We start from the raw sequence: 17,416 nt of genomic DNA, 5'->3' as shown, positions 1-17,416 counted from the left end.
GGATGGCGCCGGGCGCCGGGGTCGGGGTGGCCGCCGTCCCACAGCGCGAGGCTGATGCGCTGACCGGCGTCAGCCCAGGCCGGTGGCGTCCGGACCACGAGGTGCACGGGACGTGTGCCGCCGGGTCCGGCCGTGTCGTACCGGGCCAGGGGAATCGTGAGACCGGGGCGCAGCAGCCCGTCGGGGGCGACCCTGGGGAGGTGCCAGCGCAGCAGGTCGGGTGCCAAGTGGCGTAGATCCGCCCGGAGTCGGGCCGTGAGTTCTCTGCCGTGAGCTCGGGCCACGGCCTGGAGGCCGAGATCGACGTCGACATGTGCCGCGGCGCATGCCCCTGCCCAGTCGCCGACGTGACGGCGGGCGGTCGCGGACTCGATCATGGAGGGCGGCACGGCGAACTCTCGCACGCGCGGCCAGAAGGAGAAGCGGGTGTCCCCGTGCGCTTTCTGAGTGAGCATCAGCACTCACCTTGCGCGGACGGGACCCCCATTCTGTGAACGGAGTGAGTCATCATCGCGGCGAGCATAACCCTCCCGCGGTGATCTGTCAGCGGGCTTCCGGGCCGTAAAGCGATGCTATGTGAAGTCATAAGCCTGCCTTATGGGGTCATAAATGAGACCCGCCTACTTACTTAGGCTTGCCTTAGTTTAGGATTCTCCTCAGTCACTCCATCACCGTTCGAAGGGACCCTGAACATGCCTCGCCCTCTGCGGGTGGCCATTGTCGGAGCCGGCCCCGCCGGAATCTACGCTGCCGACGCGCTGCTGAAATCCGCAGTGGCGGACGAGCCCGGTGTGTCGATCGACCTCTTCGAGCGGATGCCGGCCCCCTTCGGTCTGATCCGGTACGGGGTCGCCCCCGACCACCCGAGGATCAAGGGCATCATCACGGCCCTGCACCAGGTGCTCGACAAGCCGCAGATCCGCCTCTTCGGCAACGTCGACTACCCGGGCGACATCAGCCTGGACGACCTGCGCTCCTTCTACGACGCGGTGATCTTCTCCACGGGCGCCACGGCCGACCGCGCGCTCGACATACCCGGCATCGACCTCGACGGGTCGTACGGCGCCGCGGACTTCGTCTCCTGGTACGACGGCCACCCGGACGTCCCGCGCACCTGGCCGCTGGAGGCCGAGAAGGTCGCGGTCCTCGGCGTCGGCAACGTCGCGCTCGACGTGGCCCGCATCCTCGCCAAGACCGCCGAGGAACTGCTGCCCACCGAGATCCCGGCGAACGTCCACGACGGACTGAAGGCCAACGAGGCCGTCGAGGTCCACGTCTTCGGGCGCCGCGGCCCCGCGCAGGCGAAGTTCAGCCCGATGGAGCTGCGCGAGCTGGACCACTCGCCGAACATCGAGGTCATCGTCGACCCCGAGGACATCGACTACGACGACGGCTCGATCGCCACCCGGCGCGGCAACAAGCAGGCCGACATGGTCGCCAAGACCCTGGAGAACTGGGCGATCCGCGACGTCGGCGACCGCCCGCACAAGCTCTTCCTGCACTTCTTCGAGTCGCCCGCCGAGATCCTCGGCGAGGACGGCAAGGTCGTCGGCCTGCGCACCGAGCGCACCGCCCTCGACGGCACCGGCAACGTCAAGGGCACCGGCGAGTTCAAGGACTGGGACCTCGGTGCCGTCTACCGCGCCGTGGGCTACCTCTCCGACGAACTGCCCAAGCTGCCCTGGGACGTCGCGACCGGCACGGTCCCCGACGAGGCCGGCCGCGTGATCGAGGAGTCCGGCGAGCACCTGCAGTCGACGTACGTGACCGGCTGGATCCGGCGCGGCCCCGTGGGTCTCATCGGCCACACCAAGGGCGACGCCAACGAAACGGTCGCGAGCCTCCTCGACGACCGTGAGAACGGCCGCCTGCACACGCCGGAGTCGCCCGAGCCGACGGCGGTGGAGGCGTTCCTGAAGGAGCGCGGGATCCGCTTCACCACGTGGGAGGGCTGGCACCGCCTCGACGCCGCGGAGAAGGCGCTGGGCGAGCCGCAGGGCCGTGAGCGCGTGAAGATCGTCGAGCGTGACGAGATGCTCGACGCGAGCGGTGCCTAAGGGCGCGTAGGCACGAAGAGCCGTACGGGGTCTGCCGCGTGGACGTGAGCCACGCGGCAGGCCCCGTTCCGGGTGGTCCCTCGCGTCAGCGCTTCAGGGTGCTGCCGCCGGAGGCCGCGGAGCGTTCGATGAGGCCGTTGACCGTGTTGTCGCCGTGCGCGTCCATGGACGTGGAGTAGTCGCCCACGGCCCAGAAGGAGCCGTTGCCGCCGGCCGGCGCCAGGTCGTAGAAGGCGTAGGACGGCCACCGGGTGTCGCCGTCGGGGGCCGGCGCGCCGGGCTCCTTGGTCCACGCCGTGCCGTCGAAGTGCCAGAAGACGGGCCCTGCTTCGGCGCCCTCGCCGCTGCTGTCGCGGCCGGTGACCCACAGGCCGCCGTGCCCGTCGGGAGAGATCGCGTCGAGGTAGAGGCCGGAGAGCGAACCGGTGATGTCCTTCCACCCGGTCCCGTTCCAGTGCGTGACGCTCGGCACCGGCGGGTCGGCGTTCGGGCCCTCGGCCCACCCGGCGACGTAGACGCTGTCGGAGGACTCCGCGGCCACCTTGGCGGTGTCGGTGCCGGCGCGCACCGGGGGCTTCTCCAGCAGGGTCCAGGTCGTGCCGTCCCAGTGGTACGTCACCGGGTGGCCGCCGTTCACCGGGTACTTCATGCCGGTCGCGTAGGCGTCGTCGGCCGAGATCGCGTCGATGTCGCGGATGTCGACGAGGTCCGGCAGGTCGAACGTCTGCCAGGCGCCGTCCGCGTACGTGTAGAGGTCCTTGCCGCCCTTGAAGAGCCGGCCGGGGACCGCGTCGATCGGCACCTCGGGCCAGGAGTCGTCGAAGGGGCCCGTCGTGGGCACCGTGTTCCAGCGCTCGCCGTCGAAGTGGACGAGGGTCTGGCTGTACCCGGACGATCCGTAGGCCCATACGTCGGTGGCGGAGACGGCGCTGACCGAGGACCACTGCCACACCTGGGGCAGTCCCGGCGCGGAGTCCTCGGCCCATCGCTCGCCGTCCCAGCGCATGATGACGCCGTGCTGTTCCTTCCTGCCGACCGCCCAGGCCAGGTCGTCGCCGACGGAGGAGACCGACATCAGCGACCCCGCGGGGCTGTCCCCGGACAGCGACACCTCCCAACGGGACGTCGTGCCTTGGGCGTTGGCGCTGCCGACGGAGAGCAGGGTGGCGGCCAGCGTCAGCGAGACGGTGGCGGTGCGCAGCCAGGGGCGTACGTGCATCAGTGAGCGCATCCTTCATGGCGTAGTCGTGGGACGCCGATGCAGACCCGCGATGATCACGAATGGTTGTAGCGATCACTGACCGAGATGCCGGGTGTCGCCCACGCTCACGACCTGGCGGTTGTGGAAGAAGTCGTCCTCGTGCAGCACCGTGATGCTCCCCGAGGGCGCCCGGAAACTGACCGAACCCACCGACTCGTACGGCATCCCGATCCAGGCCGCGACGACGAACGTCAGCGCGAAGCCGTGGGTGACGACGACCTGGTGCCCGGCGGGACGCGCCAGGATGTCGCCCATCGCGTCGTACACGCGCCGCGCGCAGGAACCTCTCGTCTCGGCGCCCGGCACGCCCTCGTGATGACGCATGCGGTCCCCGTCGGCCGGGGGCGGCACGAACCGGCGGTCCAGCCACTCCTGCGGCCGGCCCTCCGCCTCGCCGTACGACTTCTCCCGCAGCCTGCGATCGAGCAGCGGCACGCCGCCGAGCACGGCGGTCACCGCGTCCGCCGTCTCCCGTGCCCGCAGCAGGTCCGACGTGATCACCTCCGCCTCCGCGCCGTCCGGGACCCGGTCCCGCAGCGCCCGCGCGATGGCGTCGGCCGCGGCTCTGCCCGCGGGCGTGAGACGGGAGTCGTGCCAGCCGCCGACCACGCCCTCGACGTGGTGGGTGGCCTCCGGGTGGGCGATGACGTACATGCTGCGCATCGGTGCGTGCCCTTCGTCGTGATCGTCGCCTTCCGGCGCCATGATCTCTCCGTCCGCGGCCTCGTGCGGCGCCGTACGTGCCCGCGTGCGCGGGCAAGATCCCGCCGACGATGAGACGGGTCCTGTCGCGTCGCGGACGGAGTCGGGACGTGGGGCGGTATTTGATCGTTTGTGGAGTTTCACCCCATGCGCAGCGGGCGTGCGGCGGACGTCGGGTGCCCGCGGCGGCCGGAGCTGGCCCCGGGCGGCCCGGCGAAAAGCTCTGTGACCGGTCGCGATCCCGCCGAATCGCCGCGTGGTGCTGGCCTGATTGCCCGCGCGGGAACGCGGCTCGTGACTGTGCCGACGTAACATGACCGCGCGATCGGAGGCCCGGTGCGGGGAAGCGGGAACGGGGATCGGGAGCGGGGGCGGTACGGGGCGGGAACCCATGGAGATGGGCGTGGACACGGACATGCACTACCGCTTGCTGGGACCGGTCGAGGCATGGCGCGAAGGACGTCGGCTCACCCTCGGCGGCCCCAAACCCCGGGCGCTGCTCGCGGCGTTGCTCCTGGAACCGGGGCGGGTGGTGTCCGCCGAGGCGCTGATCGACGTGATCTGGGGCGACAGCCCGCCGGACACCGCGAGATCCCTGATCCAGTCCTACGTCTCCGCCCTGCGCCGCGCGCTGTCCGCCGACGTCATCGAGACGCAGCCGCCCGGCTATCTGATCCACGCGGACGCCGACCTCGTCGACCGCGCCGCCTTCGACCGCCTCACGGCCCAGGGGCGGCAGGCGGCGGCCTCCGGTGACCACGCCGCGGCTGCCCGCCTGCTGAGCGAGGCCCTCGCGCTGTGGCGCGGCCCCGCGCTCGGCGGGATCGGCGAGACCCTGCGCGCCATGGCCGACCATCTGGAGGAGGCCCGGCAGGCCGCGCTGGAGGAGCGGATCGCCGCGGACCTCGCCCAGGCCGGGCGCGAGACGGAACTGGTCGGCGAGCTGACCGCCCTGGTCGCCACGCACCCCACCCGCGAGCGCCTGCGCGGCCAGCTCATGCTCGCGCTCTACCGGCTGGGCCGCCAGGCCGACGCGCTCGCGGTGTACGCGGAGGGACGCGACGTACTCGCCGAGGAGCTGGGGATCGACCCGGGCCCGGCGCTGCGGTCGATGCACGAGGCGATCCTGCGGGCGGACGCCTCGCTGCTGCCCGCCCCGAGGCTCACGGCACCCGTCAACCACACACGGGTGTCCACGGGGGCCGAGGCGGCCGCGTACGCCTCGGCCCCCGAGCGCGATCCCGGTGGCCCCTACTCATCGGAGGCGGGCACCGCCTTTCCGGACGAGATCGGTGCCCCGATGCCCGCCCCGGCCCTGCTGCCGCCCGCCATCGGCGACTTCACCGGACGTGCCGCACAGCTCAGCGAGGTGCGGGCCGCCCTCACCGGCCCCGGCCCGCGCGAGGCCATGCCCGTCGTCGTGGTGTCCGGACCCGGCGGCATCGGCAAGTCCGTCCTCGGCGTCACCGCCGCGCACCGTGCCGCCGACGCCTACCCCGACGGCCAGCTCTACGCCGAACTGCGCGGCGCCACCGACCCCGTGGCGCCCGGTGAGGTCCTCGGCAGACTCCTTCGCGCCCTGGGCGCCAACCCGCCGGAGGGCGACGCCGAGCGCAGCGACCTCTTCCGCAGCCTGGTCGCGGGCCGCCGCGTCCTGCTCGTCCTGGACGACGCGGGCAGCGAGGCCCAGGTGCGCCCCCTGCTGCCGGGCAGCGCCACCTGCGGCGTCCTGATCACCGCGCGGGCCCGCCTCGGCGCCCTGCCCTGCACCCACCGCACCGACCTCGACGTGCTCGACACGGCACCCGGCACCGACCTGCTGGCCAAGGTCGCCGGCGAGCGGCGCGTGCGCGACGAACCCGACGCCGCTCGCCGCATCGTCGAGCTGTGCGGCGGCCTCCCGCTCGCCCTGCGCATCGCGGGCGCCCGCCTCGCGACCCGCAGCCACTGGACGGCGCGCACCCTCGCCGACCGGCTCGCCGACGAACGCCACCGCCTGGACGAACTCGCCGTCGGCGACCTGGAGGTACGGGCGGGCCTCGGCCTGAGCTACCGCGCCCTGGACGCCCCGGCCCGCACCGCCCTGCGGCGCCTGGGACTGCTCGCCGCGCCCGACGTCGCCTCCTGGGTGGTCGCCGCGCTGCTCGACGTGCCGGAGGCCGCCGCGGACCGCGTCGTGGAGCAGCTGATCGACGCCCAGCTGCTGCACTGCACCGTCGTGGACCGCGCCGGACAGCCCCGCTTCAGGCCGCACGACCTCGTCCGTGTCTACGCGGCCGAACGCGCCGAGGCCGAGGACTCGCCCGCCGAACGCTCCGCCGCCGTGGGCCGCGCGCTCGGCGCCGGGCTCTGGCTCACCGGGCGCGTCGCGTCCGCCACCCCGTCCGGCGCGGTCGAACTGCACCGCGGCTTCCTGGACTCGGGCGGACCGGTCGGCGCGGCGTCCGAGGCCATGCGCCGGCTCGTGCGGCCCGTCGGGCCCGGCGCGACCCGGCGGGCGCTGGCCGATCCGGCCGCCTGGTTCGAGGCCGAGGCCGACGCGTTCGCGGCCGCCGTCGAGCGGGCCGCCGCCTACGACCTGCACGGCCTGGCCTGCGAGGCCGCGGCGGCCCTGTGCTCGTCCGCGTACGCCGTCGGCAACCGCTTCGAGGCCTGGTGGCGCAGCCACGACGCCGCGCTGGCCGCCGCCCGCCGCGCCGAGGACCGCTCCGGCGAGGCCCTGCTCCTGATCGGCCTCGGCCAGCTCCGCTACGAGCAGGACCGGTTCACCGAGTCGCAGGACTACTTCCGGCAGGCGGCCGGACTCTGCGCCGACCTCGGCGACGCGCGCGGGCGGGCCGCCGCGCTCGCCGGACTCGGCAGCTCCCTGCGCGAGGCGGGCCGGCTGCGCGCCGCGCTGGACGTCCTGGGCAGGGCGGTGGACGGGTTCCGCGCGCTCGGCGACGACCCGGGCCTCGGGCTCTCCTGCCGCTTCGCGGGCACCGTCCACCTCGAACTCGGCGCCCACGAAAAGGCGTTCACGCTCCTGGACGAGTCCCTGCGGGCCTACCGAAGGCTCGGCAGCCGCCGCGGCGAGGCGCTCACGCTGCGCTCGCTGAGCCTGGTGCACCGCGCGCTCGGCGCCTACGCCGAGGCCGAGGAACTCGCCGGTGAGGCGGTGGACCTGCTCACCTCCATCGGGGATCCGCTGATGTCGGCGTACGCCGTGCAGGCGCGGGCCAAGTGCCGGATGCGGCTCGGACGTTCGGCCGAGGCGACGGCCGAGCTGCACGGCGTCCTGGACACCTGCCGCGCGCACCGCGACCGCTTCGGCGAGGCGCTCGCCCTGCGCACGCTCGGCGAGTGCGAGCTGGCCGAGGGCCGTCTGGACGCCGCCGTGCGACGGCTGACCGCCGCGGCCGACCTCTGGGCGGCCCTGGAGCTGCCGCTGGCCCGCGCGCGCACCTTGCGCGACCTCGCCGCCGCGCGGGAGGCTGCGGGGGAGCGGGCCAGGGCGCTCGCGCTGCGCACCGAGGCGCGGGACGTCTTCACGGCGTACGAGGCACGGGAGCAGCACGAGCCGGGTATCTGAGACCACAGAGGGCGCCGGCACCCCAGGTGAACGGATGTGCGCACCGAAACCCCGTGCATTCCAAGGCCACTTGAGGCGTATTTGCAGAGAACTTGCAGCGCCTTCCGCCACGCTACTCGTGTCGGCGGCGCACGAAGGCCGACAACCACGGGGGAACCAACGGGGGAAAGGCCACTGTTGCCTTACACGGCCCATACGACCGAGCAGTCGGGCGTATGGGCCGTAAGTCGCGTGGAGCCATTGCACACACGGGGGACTCCGGGGGCGGGTGGGCAGCCCGCCCCCGGAGCCGTGCCCGCCACTCCTGTCACGACGACGTCAGTCACAGAGGGGCCCCGAGCATGCCGCCGATCATCCTCATGAACGATCCCCGGGTCGTCGACATACCGGTCCACGACTGCGGCGAGGCCCTCGTGGACCTGCGGAATCTGCCGTTCGTGGACGTCGACGACCGCCTCGCCGACCCGGCGGGCGCCTACGCACAGCTGCGCGAGGGCGTCGCCTGGCGCCTCGCCCGCGCCGCCCGCCTGCTGCCCGAGGGCCTGCGCCTGCTGATCACCGAGGGGTACCGGCCCCTGGAGCTGCAGATCAAGTACTTCGACGCGTACGCCGCCGAACTCAGACGCGCCCATCCCGACTGGTCCGACGACCGCCTCCACCGCCAGACGAGCCGCTCCCTGTCGCCGCCCGAGGTCGGCCCGCACGTCGCGGGCGCCGCCGTCGACATCACCCTGTGCACCACGACGGGCGCCGAACTCGACCTCGGCACACCGGTGAACGCCAGCCCCGAGGAGAGCGACGGCGCCTGCTACACCGAGAACGAGCGCATCTCCGACGCGGCCCGCCGCAACCGCCGCACCCTGAACGCGGCCCTTTCCACGGCGGGCCTGGTCAACTACCCGACGGAGTGGTGGCACTGGTCCTACGGGGATCGCTACTGGGCCCTGGCCACCGACGCCCCCACCGCCCACTACGGCCCGGTGGCCTACCGGGTCTAGCGCGGTCGCCGCCGAGCCCGCCGCCGACGCCGGTCCGCCGGGCCCCGCCGGGAACAGCGCACCGACGTACGCCGTTGAACCCCTCGTCCGGACGGGAGCGGGGGAGCGGCGGTGGCAGGCGGGGCCGAAGAGCGTGGCGGTGCGACGGTGGACCAGGTCGACCATGTGCTGCGGGAGCTGCTGGCCCTCGACGCCGAGCGGGGCGCGCGGGCCGCGGTGGCCGCGCTGCCGGCCGTCGTGCGCCGCATCCCCGAGCTCTGTGCCGAGCCCGTGAGCCTGCGCGCGACGGACCGTGAACTGCTCTCCTCGCTGGCCGAGTTGTGCGAGGTCGCCGGGTGGATCCTGTTCGACGCGGGCCACCTTCGCCGCGCCGAGCGGGCGAACGCGCGGGCGCTGGCCCTGGCGGACCTGTGCGGCGACCGCTGGACGGCCCGGCTCACCCTGCTGAACCACAGCATGCTCCAGGCCCACATGGACCGACCGCGGGCCGCCCTGGAGAGTGCCTCCCGCGTGCCCGGACCGCGCCCGCTTCCGGCCAGGGTCGACGCGATCGTCCTGATCCGCCGGGCCCACGCCCTCGCCCTGCTGGGCGACGGCCGCGCGTCGGCGGAGCTGATCGGCCGCGCCCGCCACCGTTTCCTGGACGGCCCGGCCCGGACCGATCCCGCCTGGGCGTGGTGGATCGACGAGACGGAGCTGCTCGGCCACCACGGCTGGGTGCTCGCCCGTCTGGGCCGGTGGGACCGCGCCGTCCCGCTGCTGCGTGCGGCCGCCAGTTCCCCGGGCGGCCCCTCCTACCGCGACCTGTTCGGCGCGGAACTGCTGTCCGCCCTCGCCGGGGCCGGGGCCTGGCGCGACGCCGAGGAGCTGATCGTGGGCCTCGCGCCCCGGGCCGGGGGAATCGGGTCGGCCCGCACGGCCGCGTCGCTCGGCGCGACGGCCGCCCGGCTGCGCCGCCGCACGGGTGTGCCGCCACCGCTGCGCGACGCGGCCGTCCACCTCCTGGAGGTGCTCAGCGGCCGGGAGCGCCCGCCCGCAGACCGTCCATGACGAGGTCCATGAGGCGTCCGGCGCGCGTCTGCCAGTCGCTGTGCGGATCGATCTGCCACAGGCCCGCGATGGCGAGCAGGAAGTCGTCCGGGGTGACGCCCGGCCGGATGGTGCCCGCCTTCTCGTTCGCCTCCAGGAGGACCGAGACGGCCTCGGTCAGCGGGCCGTGCCCGACTCCGGCCAGGCTGCCGAGCGCGCTGGTCGCGCGGCGGATCGCGTCGGCGAGGCCCGCCTTCGCCATCGCGTACCGCACCAGCCGGTCCATCCACTCCCGCAGGGCCTGGTCGGGGGCGCGGGTGTGCAGCAGCACGCAGGCGGCGTCGCAGACCTGCTGGACCTCGTAGCGGTACACCTCCAGGACGAGCGCCTCGCGGTTGGGGAAGTTGCGGTAGAACGTCCCCTGCCCGACACCCGCCTTCTTCGCGATCGCGCTGAGCGGCGCGTCGCTGGACCGGGTCAGCTCCTCCAGGGCCACTTCCAGGATGCGCTCGCGGTTGCGCTGCGCGTCGGAGCGCAGCGGTGACTCCTTGTGCTGCCCCACTGGCTCTCCTTCCACACATTCGGCCCGGCGGTGCCTTGATAAGCGGACAGCTGTCCGCTAGGTTCGTTCCCAAGCTAACGGACAAGTGTCCGCTTGGGCTCACCTTAGCGGCAGACACGACCGCAGGGGACCGCTCGTGACCAAAGCGGGGGCGATCTCCGCTCCCGCACAGTGCCCTTTCCCCCCGAACTCCCCGCCGGGACCGCCTCGTTCGACGCGCAAGCGAAAGAAGGCTGCTCATGGCTCCATCGACGTCCAGTGCCGTCACCCTGAACATCAACGGCGAGAAGCACACACTGTCCGTCGACCACCGCACCACCCTGCTCGACGCGCTGCGCGAGCGCCTCGACCTGACCGGCACCAAGAAGGGCTGCGACCAGGGGCAGTGCGGCGCCTGCACGGTGCTGATCGACGGCCGCCGCGCCGTCTCCTGTCTGCAGCTCGCGGTCGCCGCCGAAGGGCGCGAGATCACCACCATCGAGGGCGTCGCGGAGGGCGACCGGCTGCACCCCGTGCAGCAGGCCTTCCTCGACCTCGACGGCTTCCAGTGCGGCTACTGCACACCGGGCCAGATCTGCTCCGCCCTCGGCGTCATCGAGGAGCACGCGGCGGGCTGGCCCAGCGCCGCCACCACCGATGTCCGGCCCGAGGCGGGCGTCCCCGAACTCACCGCGGAGGAGATCCGCGAGCGCATGAGCGGCAACCTGTGCCGCTGCGGCGCGTACGTCTCGATCGTCGAGGCGGTCGCCCGCGCGGCGCGCGCCGAGGAAGGAGCGGCATGAGGGACTTCGACTACCAGCGGGTGTACGACGTGCCCGGCGCGGTCGCCGTGCTCGGCACCGACCCGGACGCCCGCTACCTCGGCGGCGGCACCAACCTCGTCGACCTGATGAAGACCGGCGTCGAGCGCCCCGCGCTCCTCGTCGACGTGCGCGAACTGCCCCTGGACCACATCGAGACCACCGCCGACGGCGGGCTGCGCATCGGCGCGACCGTCACCAACAGCGACCTCGCCGCCCACCCCGACGTCCGGCGCCGCTACCCGGCGCTGACGCAGGCCGTCCTCGCGGGCGCCTCGGGCCAGCTGCGCAACATGGCCACGGTCGGCGGGAACCTCCTGCAGCGCACCCGCTGCGGCTACTTCACCGACCTGAGCAAGCCCTGCAACAAGCGCGCGCCCGGCACCGGCTGCCCCGCCGTCGAGGGCGAGCACCACAACCACGCCATCCTCGGCGCCACCGAGCACTGCGTCGCCGTGCACCCCTCGGACATGGGCGTGGCGCTCGCCGCCCTCGACGCCGTCGTCCACTACGAATCGGCCGACGGACCGGGGGAGTCGGCGTTCGCCGACTTCTATCTCCCGGTGGGCGACACCCCGCATCTGGAGACCGCCCTGCCCGCCGGGGCGCTCATCACCGGGATCACCCTGCCGCCCGCGCCGGTCGCCGCCCACTCCCGCTACCGCAAGGTGCGCGAACGCGCCTCGTACGCGTTCGCCATCGGGTCGATCGCCGCCGCCCTCGACGTCGAGGACTCCGTGGTGCGCGAGGTGCGCATCGCCTTCGGGGCGGTGGCCTCCCGGCCCTGGCGGGCGCGCGAGGCCGAGCGGGTGCTGACCGGCGGCCCGGCGACCGCCGAGGCGTTCGCCGCCGCGGCCGACGCCGAACTGGCCGCCGCCCGCGCCCTGCCCCACAACGGCTACAAGGTGACGCTGCTGCGCAACCTCGTCGTGGCCGTGCTGACCGAACTCGCCGAGGAGGCGGCCCGATGACCACGACCACCGAGACCACCACGGTGAAGGGCGCCGTCGGCACCGCGCACACCCGCGTCGAGGGCCGCGACAAGGTCACCGGCGCGGCCCGCTACGCCGGCGAGCTGCCCTTCGCGAACCTCGCCCACGGCTGGCTGGTGCCGTCGACGATCGCCCGCGGCCGCGTACGGTCCGTCGAGGCCGACCCCGCCCTCGCGATGCCCGGCGTCCTGGCCGTGCTGTGCCACGGCAACGCGCCGCGCGTCGACGCGAACTACGAGGGCACGCTGGGCCGCCCCGACCCCGTCGTCGCGCTCTTCCAGCACGACCGGGTGCCCTTCGTGGGCTGGCCCGTGGCGATGGTCGTCGCCGAGACGTCCGAACAGGCCAGGGAGGCCGCCGAGGCGCTCGTGGTCCACTACGACCAGGAGCCGCACGACGTCGAGTTCTCCGCGGGACGTCCCGGCACGTATCTGCCGGAAGGCGACGGCATGCGCGTCGAGAAGGGCGACCTGGACGCCCAACTCGCCGCGTCCGCCCATGTCGTGGACGCCGAGTACACCACGCCCGAAGAGCACCACATCTCGATGGAGCCGCACGCGGCGACGGCGCGCTGGGACAACGGCCGCCTCGAGATCGTCGACTCCAACCAGGGCAGCACCTGGGTCGCCGACGAGATCGCCAAGCTCTTCTCCCTGGACCCCTCCTCGGTGCGCGTGCTCTCCGAACACGTCGGCGGCGCCTTCGGCTCCAAGGGCCTGCGGGTCCACCAGGTCCTCGCCGTGATGGCGTCGACCATGCTCGACCGGCCCGTCCGCGTCGTCCTGACCCGCCGCCAGATGTTCTCGCTCGTCGGCTACCGCAGCCCCACCACCCAGCGCGTCCGGCTCGGCGCCGAACCGGACGGACGGCTGCGCGCCTTCGAACACCAGGGGCAGAGCCTGTCGTCGACCGTCCACGAGTTCGTCGAGACGAGCGCGGGATACGGCCGCCCGATGTACGCCGCCGACGCGCACCACACCACCAACCGCGTCGTGCGCCTCGACGTGCCGACACCGACCTGGGTGCGCGCGCCCGGCGAGGCGCCGGGGTCCTTCGCGGTGGAGTCCGCGCTCGACGAACTCGCCGAGAAGTGCGGCATGGACCCCATCGCGCTGCGCGTGCGCAACGAACCGGCCGTGGGCCCCGTCTCCGGACTGCCGTTCAGCAGCCGCAATCTGCTGGCCTGCTTCGACGAGGGCGCCCGCAGGTTCGGCTGGGCGGACCGCGACCCGCGTCCGGGCCTGCGCCGCGAGGGCCGCTGGCTGCTCGGCACCGGCACCGCCGCGGCCACCTTCCCGGTGCTCGTCGCCCCGAGCACGGCGGCCGTCACCGCGGAGGCCGACGGCACCTACACGGTGCGCATCACCGCCGCGGACGTCGGCACCGGCGCGCGCACCGCGCTCACGCTGATCGCCGCGGACGTCCTGGAGGTGCCGGCGGACCGCGTCCAGGTCCGCATCGGCGACAGCGACTTCGGCCACGCCATGCTCGCCGGCGGCTCCATGGGCACCCGCTCCTGGGGCTGGGCCGTCACGGCCGCCGCGCGCGAACTGCGCGAGAAGCTCGTTCCCGGTGGGCACATCCCGCCGGACGGCATCACCGTGCGCTCGGACACCAGCGCGGTCCTCGGCACGCTCTCCGAGAAGGAACGGCACTCCTTCGGCGCGCAGTTCGCCGAGGTCGCCGTCGACGTCGCCACCGGCGAGGTACGGGTGCGGCGCATGCTCGGCATCTTCGCCGCGGGACGGATCGTCAACCCGCTCACCGCGCGCAGCCAGTTCATCGGCGGCATGACCTGGGGCCTGTCCATGGCGCTGCACGAAGAGGCGGTCAGGGACCGGGCGTCGGGCGCGCTGGTGAGCCCCGACCTCGCGGGCTACCACGTCGCCGCGCACGCCGACGTGCCGCGCATCGAGGCGGACTGGGTGGCCGACCCCGACGCCGACGACCCGGTCGGCATCAAGGGCATCGGCGAGATCGGGATCGTCGGCGCCGCGGCGGCGGTCGCCAACGCGGTCTGGCACGCGACGGGCGTACGCCACCGGACACTGCCGATCCGCCCCGACCGCGTGCTGCGGGCCGGGGTGCTGCCGGGCGCCACCGGAGCCGTACCGGGAGACGAATCCCGTGCTTGACATCGCCGCCGACCTGAACCGCTGGGTCGAGGAGGGCCGGGACTTCGCGGTGGCCACCGTCGTGACCGTCGGCGGCAGCGCCCCGCGCGGTCCGGGCGCGGCCCTCGCCGTCGACGGCGACGGCACCGCCATCGGCTCGGTCTCCGGGGGCTGTGTGGAGGGCGCGGTGTACGACCTGTGCGTCCAGGCGCTCCAGGACGGCACGGCCGCGGTCGAACGGTTCGGCTACAGCGACGAGGACGCCTTCGCCGTCGGTCTGACCTGCGGCGGTGTCATCGAGGTGCTGGTCACGCCGGTGGCCGCGGACGCGCCGGACAGGGCGGTGTACGCCGCCGCCCTGTCCGCCGCCGTCCACGGCGGGGCGGCGGCACTGGCACGGGTCTTCCGGGGCCCGGCCGAGCTCCTCGGCCGGCCCCTGCTGGTCGGCGCCGACGGGACGTACGAAGGAAGCCTCGGCGGGCACCCGGACCTCGACCGCACCGCGGTGGGGGAGAGCCGCGCCCTGCTGGCGGCGGGACGCACCGGGGAGTTCGTCGTCTCGGAGAGCGGTTCGCGCTGCGGCAGTGCCGTGACCGTGCTCGTCGAGTCGAGCGTGCCGCCGCCCCGCATGATCGTGTTCGGTGCCGTCGACTTCGCGGCGGCCCTGGTCCGCGCGGGCAAGTTCCTCGGGTACCACGTCACGGTGTGCGACGCCCGGCCCGTCTTCGCGACGCCGGCCCGCTTCCCCGACGCGGACGACATCGTCGTCGAGTGGCCGCACGCGTACCTGGAGCGCACGGCGGCGGACGCCCGCACCGTGCTGTGCGTGCTGACCCACGACGCCAAGTTCGACGTGCCGCTGCTGCGCCTCGCGCTGCGCCTTCCCGTCGCCTACGTCGGCGCCATGGGCTCGCGCCGCACCCATGAGGACCGCAACCGCAGGCTGCGCGCGGTGGGCGTCACCGAGGCGGAGCTGGCCCGGCTGCGCTCGCCGATCGGCCTCGACCTCGGGGCCAGGACCCCGGAGGAGACGGCCCTGTCCATCGCGGCGGAGATCGTCGCGGCCCGCCAGGGCGGCACGGGCCTGCCGCTCACCGGGTCACGGACACCGATCCACCACGACACCCAGGGCGGCCCGCCGCTGAGGGCCGGTGCGATGGCCTGAGCGGCGCCGGGGCCGTGGGCCCCGCCGGTGCGGCTCCTGCGGGAAGGCGATTCAGCAGGAGCCGCCCGGGAGCCCGTCGCCGTGCACCAGCTTGATGGCCTGATCGGTGGTCAACCCCCGCCCGGCGCCCAGCAGCCGGTCGCACAGGGAGTCGCCGAGAGCCGTGCGCAGCCGCCTCTCGTGATGCGTGCGGAAGCTGGTCGCGTTGTGGCGGCCGAGTTCGGCGAGACCGGCCTCGCCCCACAACCGGCTGCTGACACCGAAGAGCTGCGCGGCCCGCTCGGCCCGCCCCCGCGCGGCCTCGACGGCGCTGAGCAGGTCCGCGGCCGCCGCGGTGCCCAGGCGGTCGTGGACGCGCCACTTGGCGCACAGCGCGCCGCGGGCGTGCCCGGCGGCCGCCGTCGCGTCCCCCTGGCCGAGCCGGGCGAGCGCGAGGTAGTAGTCGCCCCACGCCCGCATCCACAGCTCGCCGCACTTCTCGCACTCGGCGCGCAACCTCCCCGCGACCGCGGCCACCCGCTCGAACGCGCCCTGCGCCACGAGCAGATACGCCTGGACGGCCAGCGCCGTCAGCCGGAAGAACACCGCGCCCCCGCCGCCCGCGGGGGCCTGCCCCGAGGGGGCGTGCAGGATGGCGGAGCGCGCCGACTCCCCGCGCACGGCCAGACTCGCGCCGTTCAGCGGCAGATGGAGCGCCTCCTCGGGCAGTCCGCGCGCGGCGGCGAGCCGGGTGTAGGCGGTGGACACCTGCTCGGACGCGTCCAGGTCCTCCGGGTCGAGGGTGATCAGCCGCTGCGCCCACAGCGCGAGCACCCGCTCGGCGCTGCTGTCGTCGCCGCGGCGCAGGGCACGTGCCAGATACGTACGGCCCTCCTCCGCGTATCCGCAGGCGAACCAGAAGAACCAGAGCGTGCCCGCGAGTTCCAGCGCGCACGACGTGTCCGGGTCGGCGAGGCACTCCTCCAGGGCGAGCCGCACATTGGCGTGCTCGGCGCACATCCGCTCGGCCCACGCCCGCTGCGCGGAGCCGAGCCACTCGGCCTCGCCGCGCCGGGCCAGCCACCGGTAGTAGTCCCGGTGGCGGCGCCGCACGGCCTCGCTCTCGCCGAGGCCCTCCAGCCACTGCGCCCCGAACGCGCGCAGCGTGTCGAGCATTCGGAAGCGCATGCCGGCGCCGTCCGGCTCCTGGACCACGATGGACTTCTCGATGAGCCAGGAGAGCAGTTCGAGGACGCGCTCGGTCTCCAACGGCCCGCCGTGGCAGACGAATTCGGCGGCCTCCAGGTCCCAGCCGTCCGCGAACACCGACAGCCTCGCCCACAGCAGCCGCTCCAGCGGCGTGCAGAGCTCATGGCTCCAGCCGATCGCGGTACGCAGCGTCTGATGCCGGGCGATCCGCGGCTCGGTACGCGCGGTGAGCAGGTCGAACCGCGAGTCGAGGCCCTCCAGCAAACGGTCCAGGGGCATGCCGCGCAGCCGCACCGCCGCCAGCTCCAGGGCGAGCGGGATCCCGTCGAGGCGCGTGCAGATCGCCTCGATCTGCGCGCGGTTCGCCTCGGTCACCCGGAAGGCGGGCGCCGCCGCGGTGGCCCGTGCGGTGAACAGCGCGACGGCGCCCTCGCCGGCGTCCGCGGCGGCGCCGAGCGGCAGCGGGTCGAGGGGCAGGACGTACTCGCCGGGCACGGCCAGCGGCTGCCTGCTGGTGGCCAGGATCCGCAACTGGGGTACGCGGTCCAGGAGTTCGCCGACCAGCTGGGCGCACGGCGTCAGGATGTGTTCGCAGGTGTCCAGCACGAGCAGCACCGGCCTGCCGGTCAGCCCCTCGACGAGGACGTCGAGCAGGGGGCGCACGGTCTGGTCCGAGCGCCCCAGCGCGTCCATGACCGCGTGAGGAAGCAGGGACGCGTCGGTCAGCGAGGAGAGTTCGACCAGCCAGGCGCCGTCCGGGAACGCGGGCCGCGCATCGTGGGCGGCGCGCAGCGCGAGCCGGGACTTGCCCACCCCGCCGGGCCCGGTGAGGGTCACCAGCCGCGCGGAGCCCAACAGTGCCGCGATACGCGAGAGTTCCGGGCGACGTCCGATGAAGGCGTTCGCCTCCGTGGGCAGATTGCCCGACCGGCCGTCGTCCTTGCCCGCTGCGCCCGCCATACTCCCCCTCGACCTGC

Annotated in this window: 12 protein-coding genes and 1 pseudogene; 8 read left to right on the top strand and 5 right to left on the bottom strand. The window is 74.0% G+C overall.

All coding sequences use genetic code 11. From position 1 onward, the window contains the following. A pseudogene (locus AOK22_RS03335) lies at positions 1-455 on the bottom strand (hypothetical protein); the annotation flags it as partial. A 237-nt stretch (positions 456-692) separates the two neighbouring features. Here AOK22_RS03335 and AOK22_RS03330 point away from each other — a divergent pair. Further along, positions 693-2,057, top strand: coding sequence for an FAD-dependent oxidoreductase (locus AOK22_RS03330; RefSeq protein WP_055697011.1), 1,365 nt, complete (start codon positions 693-695; stop codon positions 2,055-2,057). Between the two features lie 85 nt (positions 2,058-2,142). Here the strand turns inward: AOK22_RS03330 and AOK22_RS03325 are convergent, their stop codons facing one another. Then, positions 2,143-3,288, bottom strand: a complete 1,146-nt coding sequence (locus AOK22_RS03325) for a hypothetical protein (protein WP_244164683.1) — start codon at positions 3,286-3,288, stop codon at positions 2,143-2,145. A gap of 63 nt (positions 3,289-3,351) precedes the next feature. After that, on the bottom strand, positions 3,352-3,981 hold the full coding sequence (locus AOK22_RS03320) for a histidine phosphatase family protein (protein WP_055697019.1): 630 nt from the start codon (positions 3,979-3,981) through the stop codon (positions 3,352-3,354). A gap of 442 nt (positions 3,982-4,423) precedes the next feature. Between AOK22_RS03320 and AOK22_RS03315 the strand changes: the two genes are divergently transcribed. The 3 genes from AOK22_RS03315 (at position 4,424) to AOK22_RS03305 (ending at position 9,639) form a co-directional block, all read left to right on the top strand. Then, a complete protein-coding gene (locus tag AOK22_RS03315) occupies positions 4,424-7,591 on the top strand; it encodes an AfsR/SARP family transcriptional regulator (protein WP_244164682.1) in 3,168 nt (1,055 codons plus the stop codon). A gap of 341 nt (positions 7,592-7,932) precedes the next feature. Then, positions 7,933-8,589, top strand: a complete 657-nt coding sequence (locus AOK22_RS03310) for a M15 family metallopeptidase (RefSeq protein ID WP_055697009.1) — start codon at positions 7,933-7,935, stop codon at positions 8,587-8,589. 111 nt (positions 8,590-8,700) lie between these two features. Further along, positions 8,701-9,639 carry an NsdA family TPR-like regulatory protein gene (locus tag AOK22_RS03305; protein WP_055697008.1) on the top strand — a complete coding sequence of 313 codons (939 nt, stop codon included), beginning with the start codon at positions 8,701-8,703 and terminating at the stop codon, positions 9,637-9,639. On the opposite strand, the gene AOK22_RS03300 is transcribed toward AOK22_RS03305, so the two are convergent. Then, positions 9,602-10,180 carry a TetR/AcrR family transcriptional regulator gene (locus tag AOK22_RS03300; RefSeq protein WP_055697007.1) on the bottom strand — a complete coding sequence of 193 codons (579 nt, stop codon included), beginning with the start codon at positions 10,178-10,180 and terminating at the stop codon, positions 9,602-9,604. The genes AOK22_RS03305 and AOK22_RS03300 overlap by 38 nt on opposite strands. 239 nt (positions 10,181-10,419) lie before the next feature. Here AOK22_RS03300 and AOK22_RS03295 point away from each other — a divergent pair, with 239 nt between their 5' ends. The 4 genes from AOK22_RS03295 to AOK22_RS03280 are packed head-to-tail and all read left to right on the top strand — an operon-like array spanning position 10,420 to position 15,251. Further along, positions 10,420-10,962 carry a (2Fe-2S)-binding protein gene (locus tag AOK22_RS03295; RefSeq protein ID WP_055697006.1) on the top strand — a complete coding sequence of 181 codons (543 nt, stop codon included), beginning with the start codon at positions 10,420-10,422 and terminating at the stop codon, positions 10,960-10,962. Further along, a complete protein-coding gene (locus AOK22_RS03290) occupies positions 10,959-11,951 on the top strand; it encodes an FAD binding domain-containing protein (protein ID WP_055697005.1) in 993 nt (330 codons plus the stop codon). The genes AOK22_RS03295 and AOK22_RS03290 overlap by 4 nt, the downstream gene beginning before the upstream one ends. Continuing rightward, a complete protein-coding gene (locus AOK22_RS03285) occupies positions 11,948-14,107 on the top strand; it encodes a xanthine dehydrogenase family protein molybdopterin-binding subunit (RefSeq protein WP_055697004.1) in 2,160 nt (719 codons plus the stop codon). The genes AOK22_RS03290 and AOK22_RS03285 overlap by 4 nt, the downstream gene beginning before the upstream one ends. Then, positions 14,100-15,251 (top strand): XdhC family protein, encoded by a 1,152-nt coding sequence (locus tag AOK22_RS03280; RefSeq protein WP_055697003.1) that lies wholly within the window; start codon positions 14,100-14,102, stop codon positions 15,249-15,251. Before AOK22_RS03285 ends, AOK22_RS03280 begins: the two co-directional genes overlap by 8 nt. Before the next feature lie 51 nt (positions 15,252-15,302). Here the strand turns inward: AOK22_RS03280 and AOK22_RS03275 are convergent, their stop codons facing one another. Further along, on the bottom strand, positions 15,303-17,399 hold the full coding sequence (locus tag AOK22_RS03275; protein WP_055697002.1) for an ATP-binding protein: 2,097 nt from the start codon (positions 17,397-17,399) through the stop codon (positions 15,303-15,305). Positions 17,400-17,416: the final 17 nt, after the last annotated feature.

This window comes from Streptomyces silaceus (assembly GCF_001419745.1).
GTDB lineage: Bacteria > Actinomycetota > Actinomycetes > Streptomycetales > Streptomycetaceae > Streptomyces > Streptomyces silaceus.
The sequence above is the reverse complement of the archived record's forward strand: the minus strand, read 5'-3'. Positions and strand labels throughout refer to the sequence as shown.

Bases quoted from the DNA above. Each gene is read 5' to 3' on its own strand.
- AOK22_RS03330 (WP_055697011.1), top strand. From the start codon at position 693: ATGCCTCGCCCTCTGCGGGTGGCCATTGTCGGAGCCGGCCCCGCCGGA.
- AOK22_RS03325 (WP_244164683.1), bottom strand. From the start codon at position 3,288: ATGCGCTCACTGATGCACGTACGCCCCTGGCTGCGCACCGCCACCGTC.
- AOK22_RS03320 (WP_055697019.1), bottom strand. From the start codon at position 3,981: ATGCGCAGCATGTACGTCATCGCCCACCCGGAGGCCACCCACCACGTC.
- AOK22_RS03310 (WP_055697009.1), top strand. From the start codon at position 7,933: ATGCCGCCGATCATCCTCATGAACGATCCCCGGGTCGTCGACATACCG.
- AOK22_RS03295 (WP_055697006.1), top strand. From the start codon at position 10,420: ATGGCTCCATCGACGTCCAGTGCCGTCACCCTGAACATCAACGGCGAG.
- AOK22_RS03290 (WP_055697005.1), top strand. From the start codon at position 10,959: ATGAGGGACTTCGACTACCAGCGGGTGTACGACGTGCCCGGCGCGGTC.
- AOK22_RS03285 (WP_055697004.1), top strand. From the start codon at position 11,948: ATGACCACGACCACCGAGACCACCACGGTGAAGGGCGCCGTCGGCACC.
- AOK22_RS03275 (WP_055697002.1), bottom strand. From the start codon at position 17,399: ATGGCGGGCGCAGCGGGCAAGGACGACGGCCGGTCGGGCAATCTGCCC.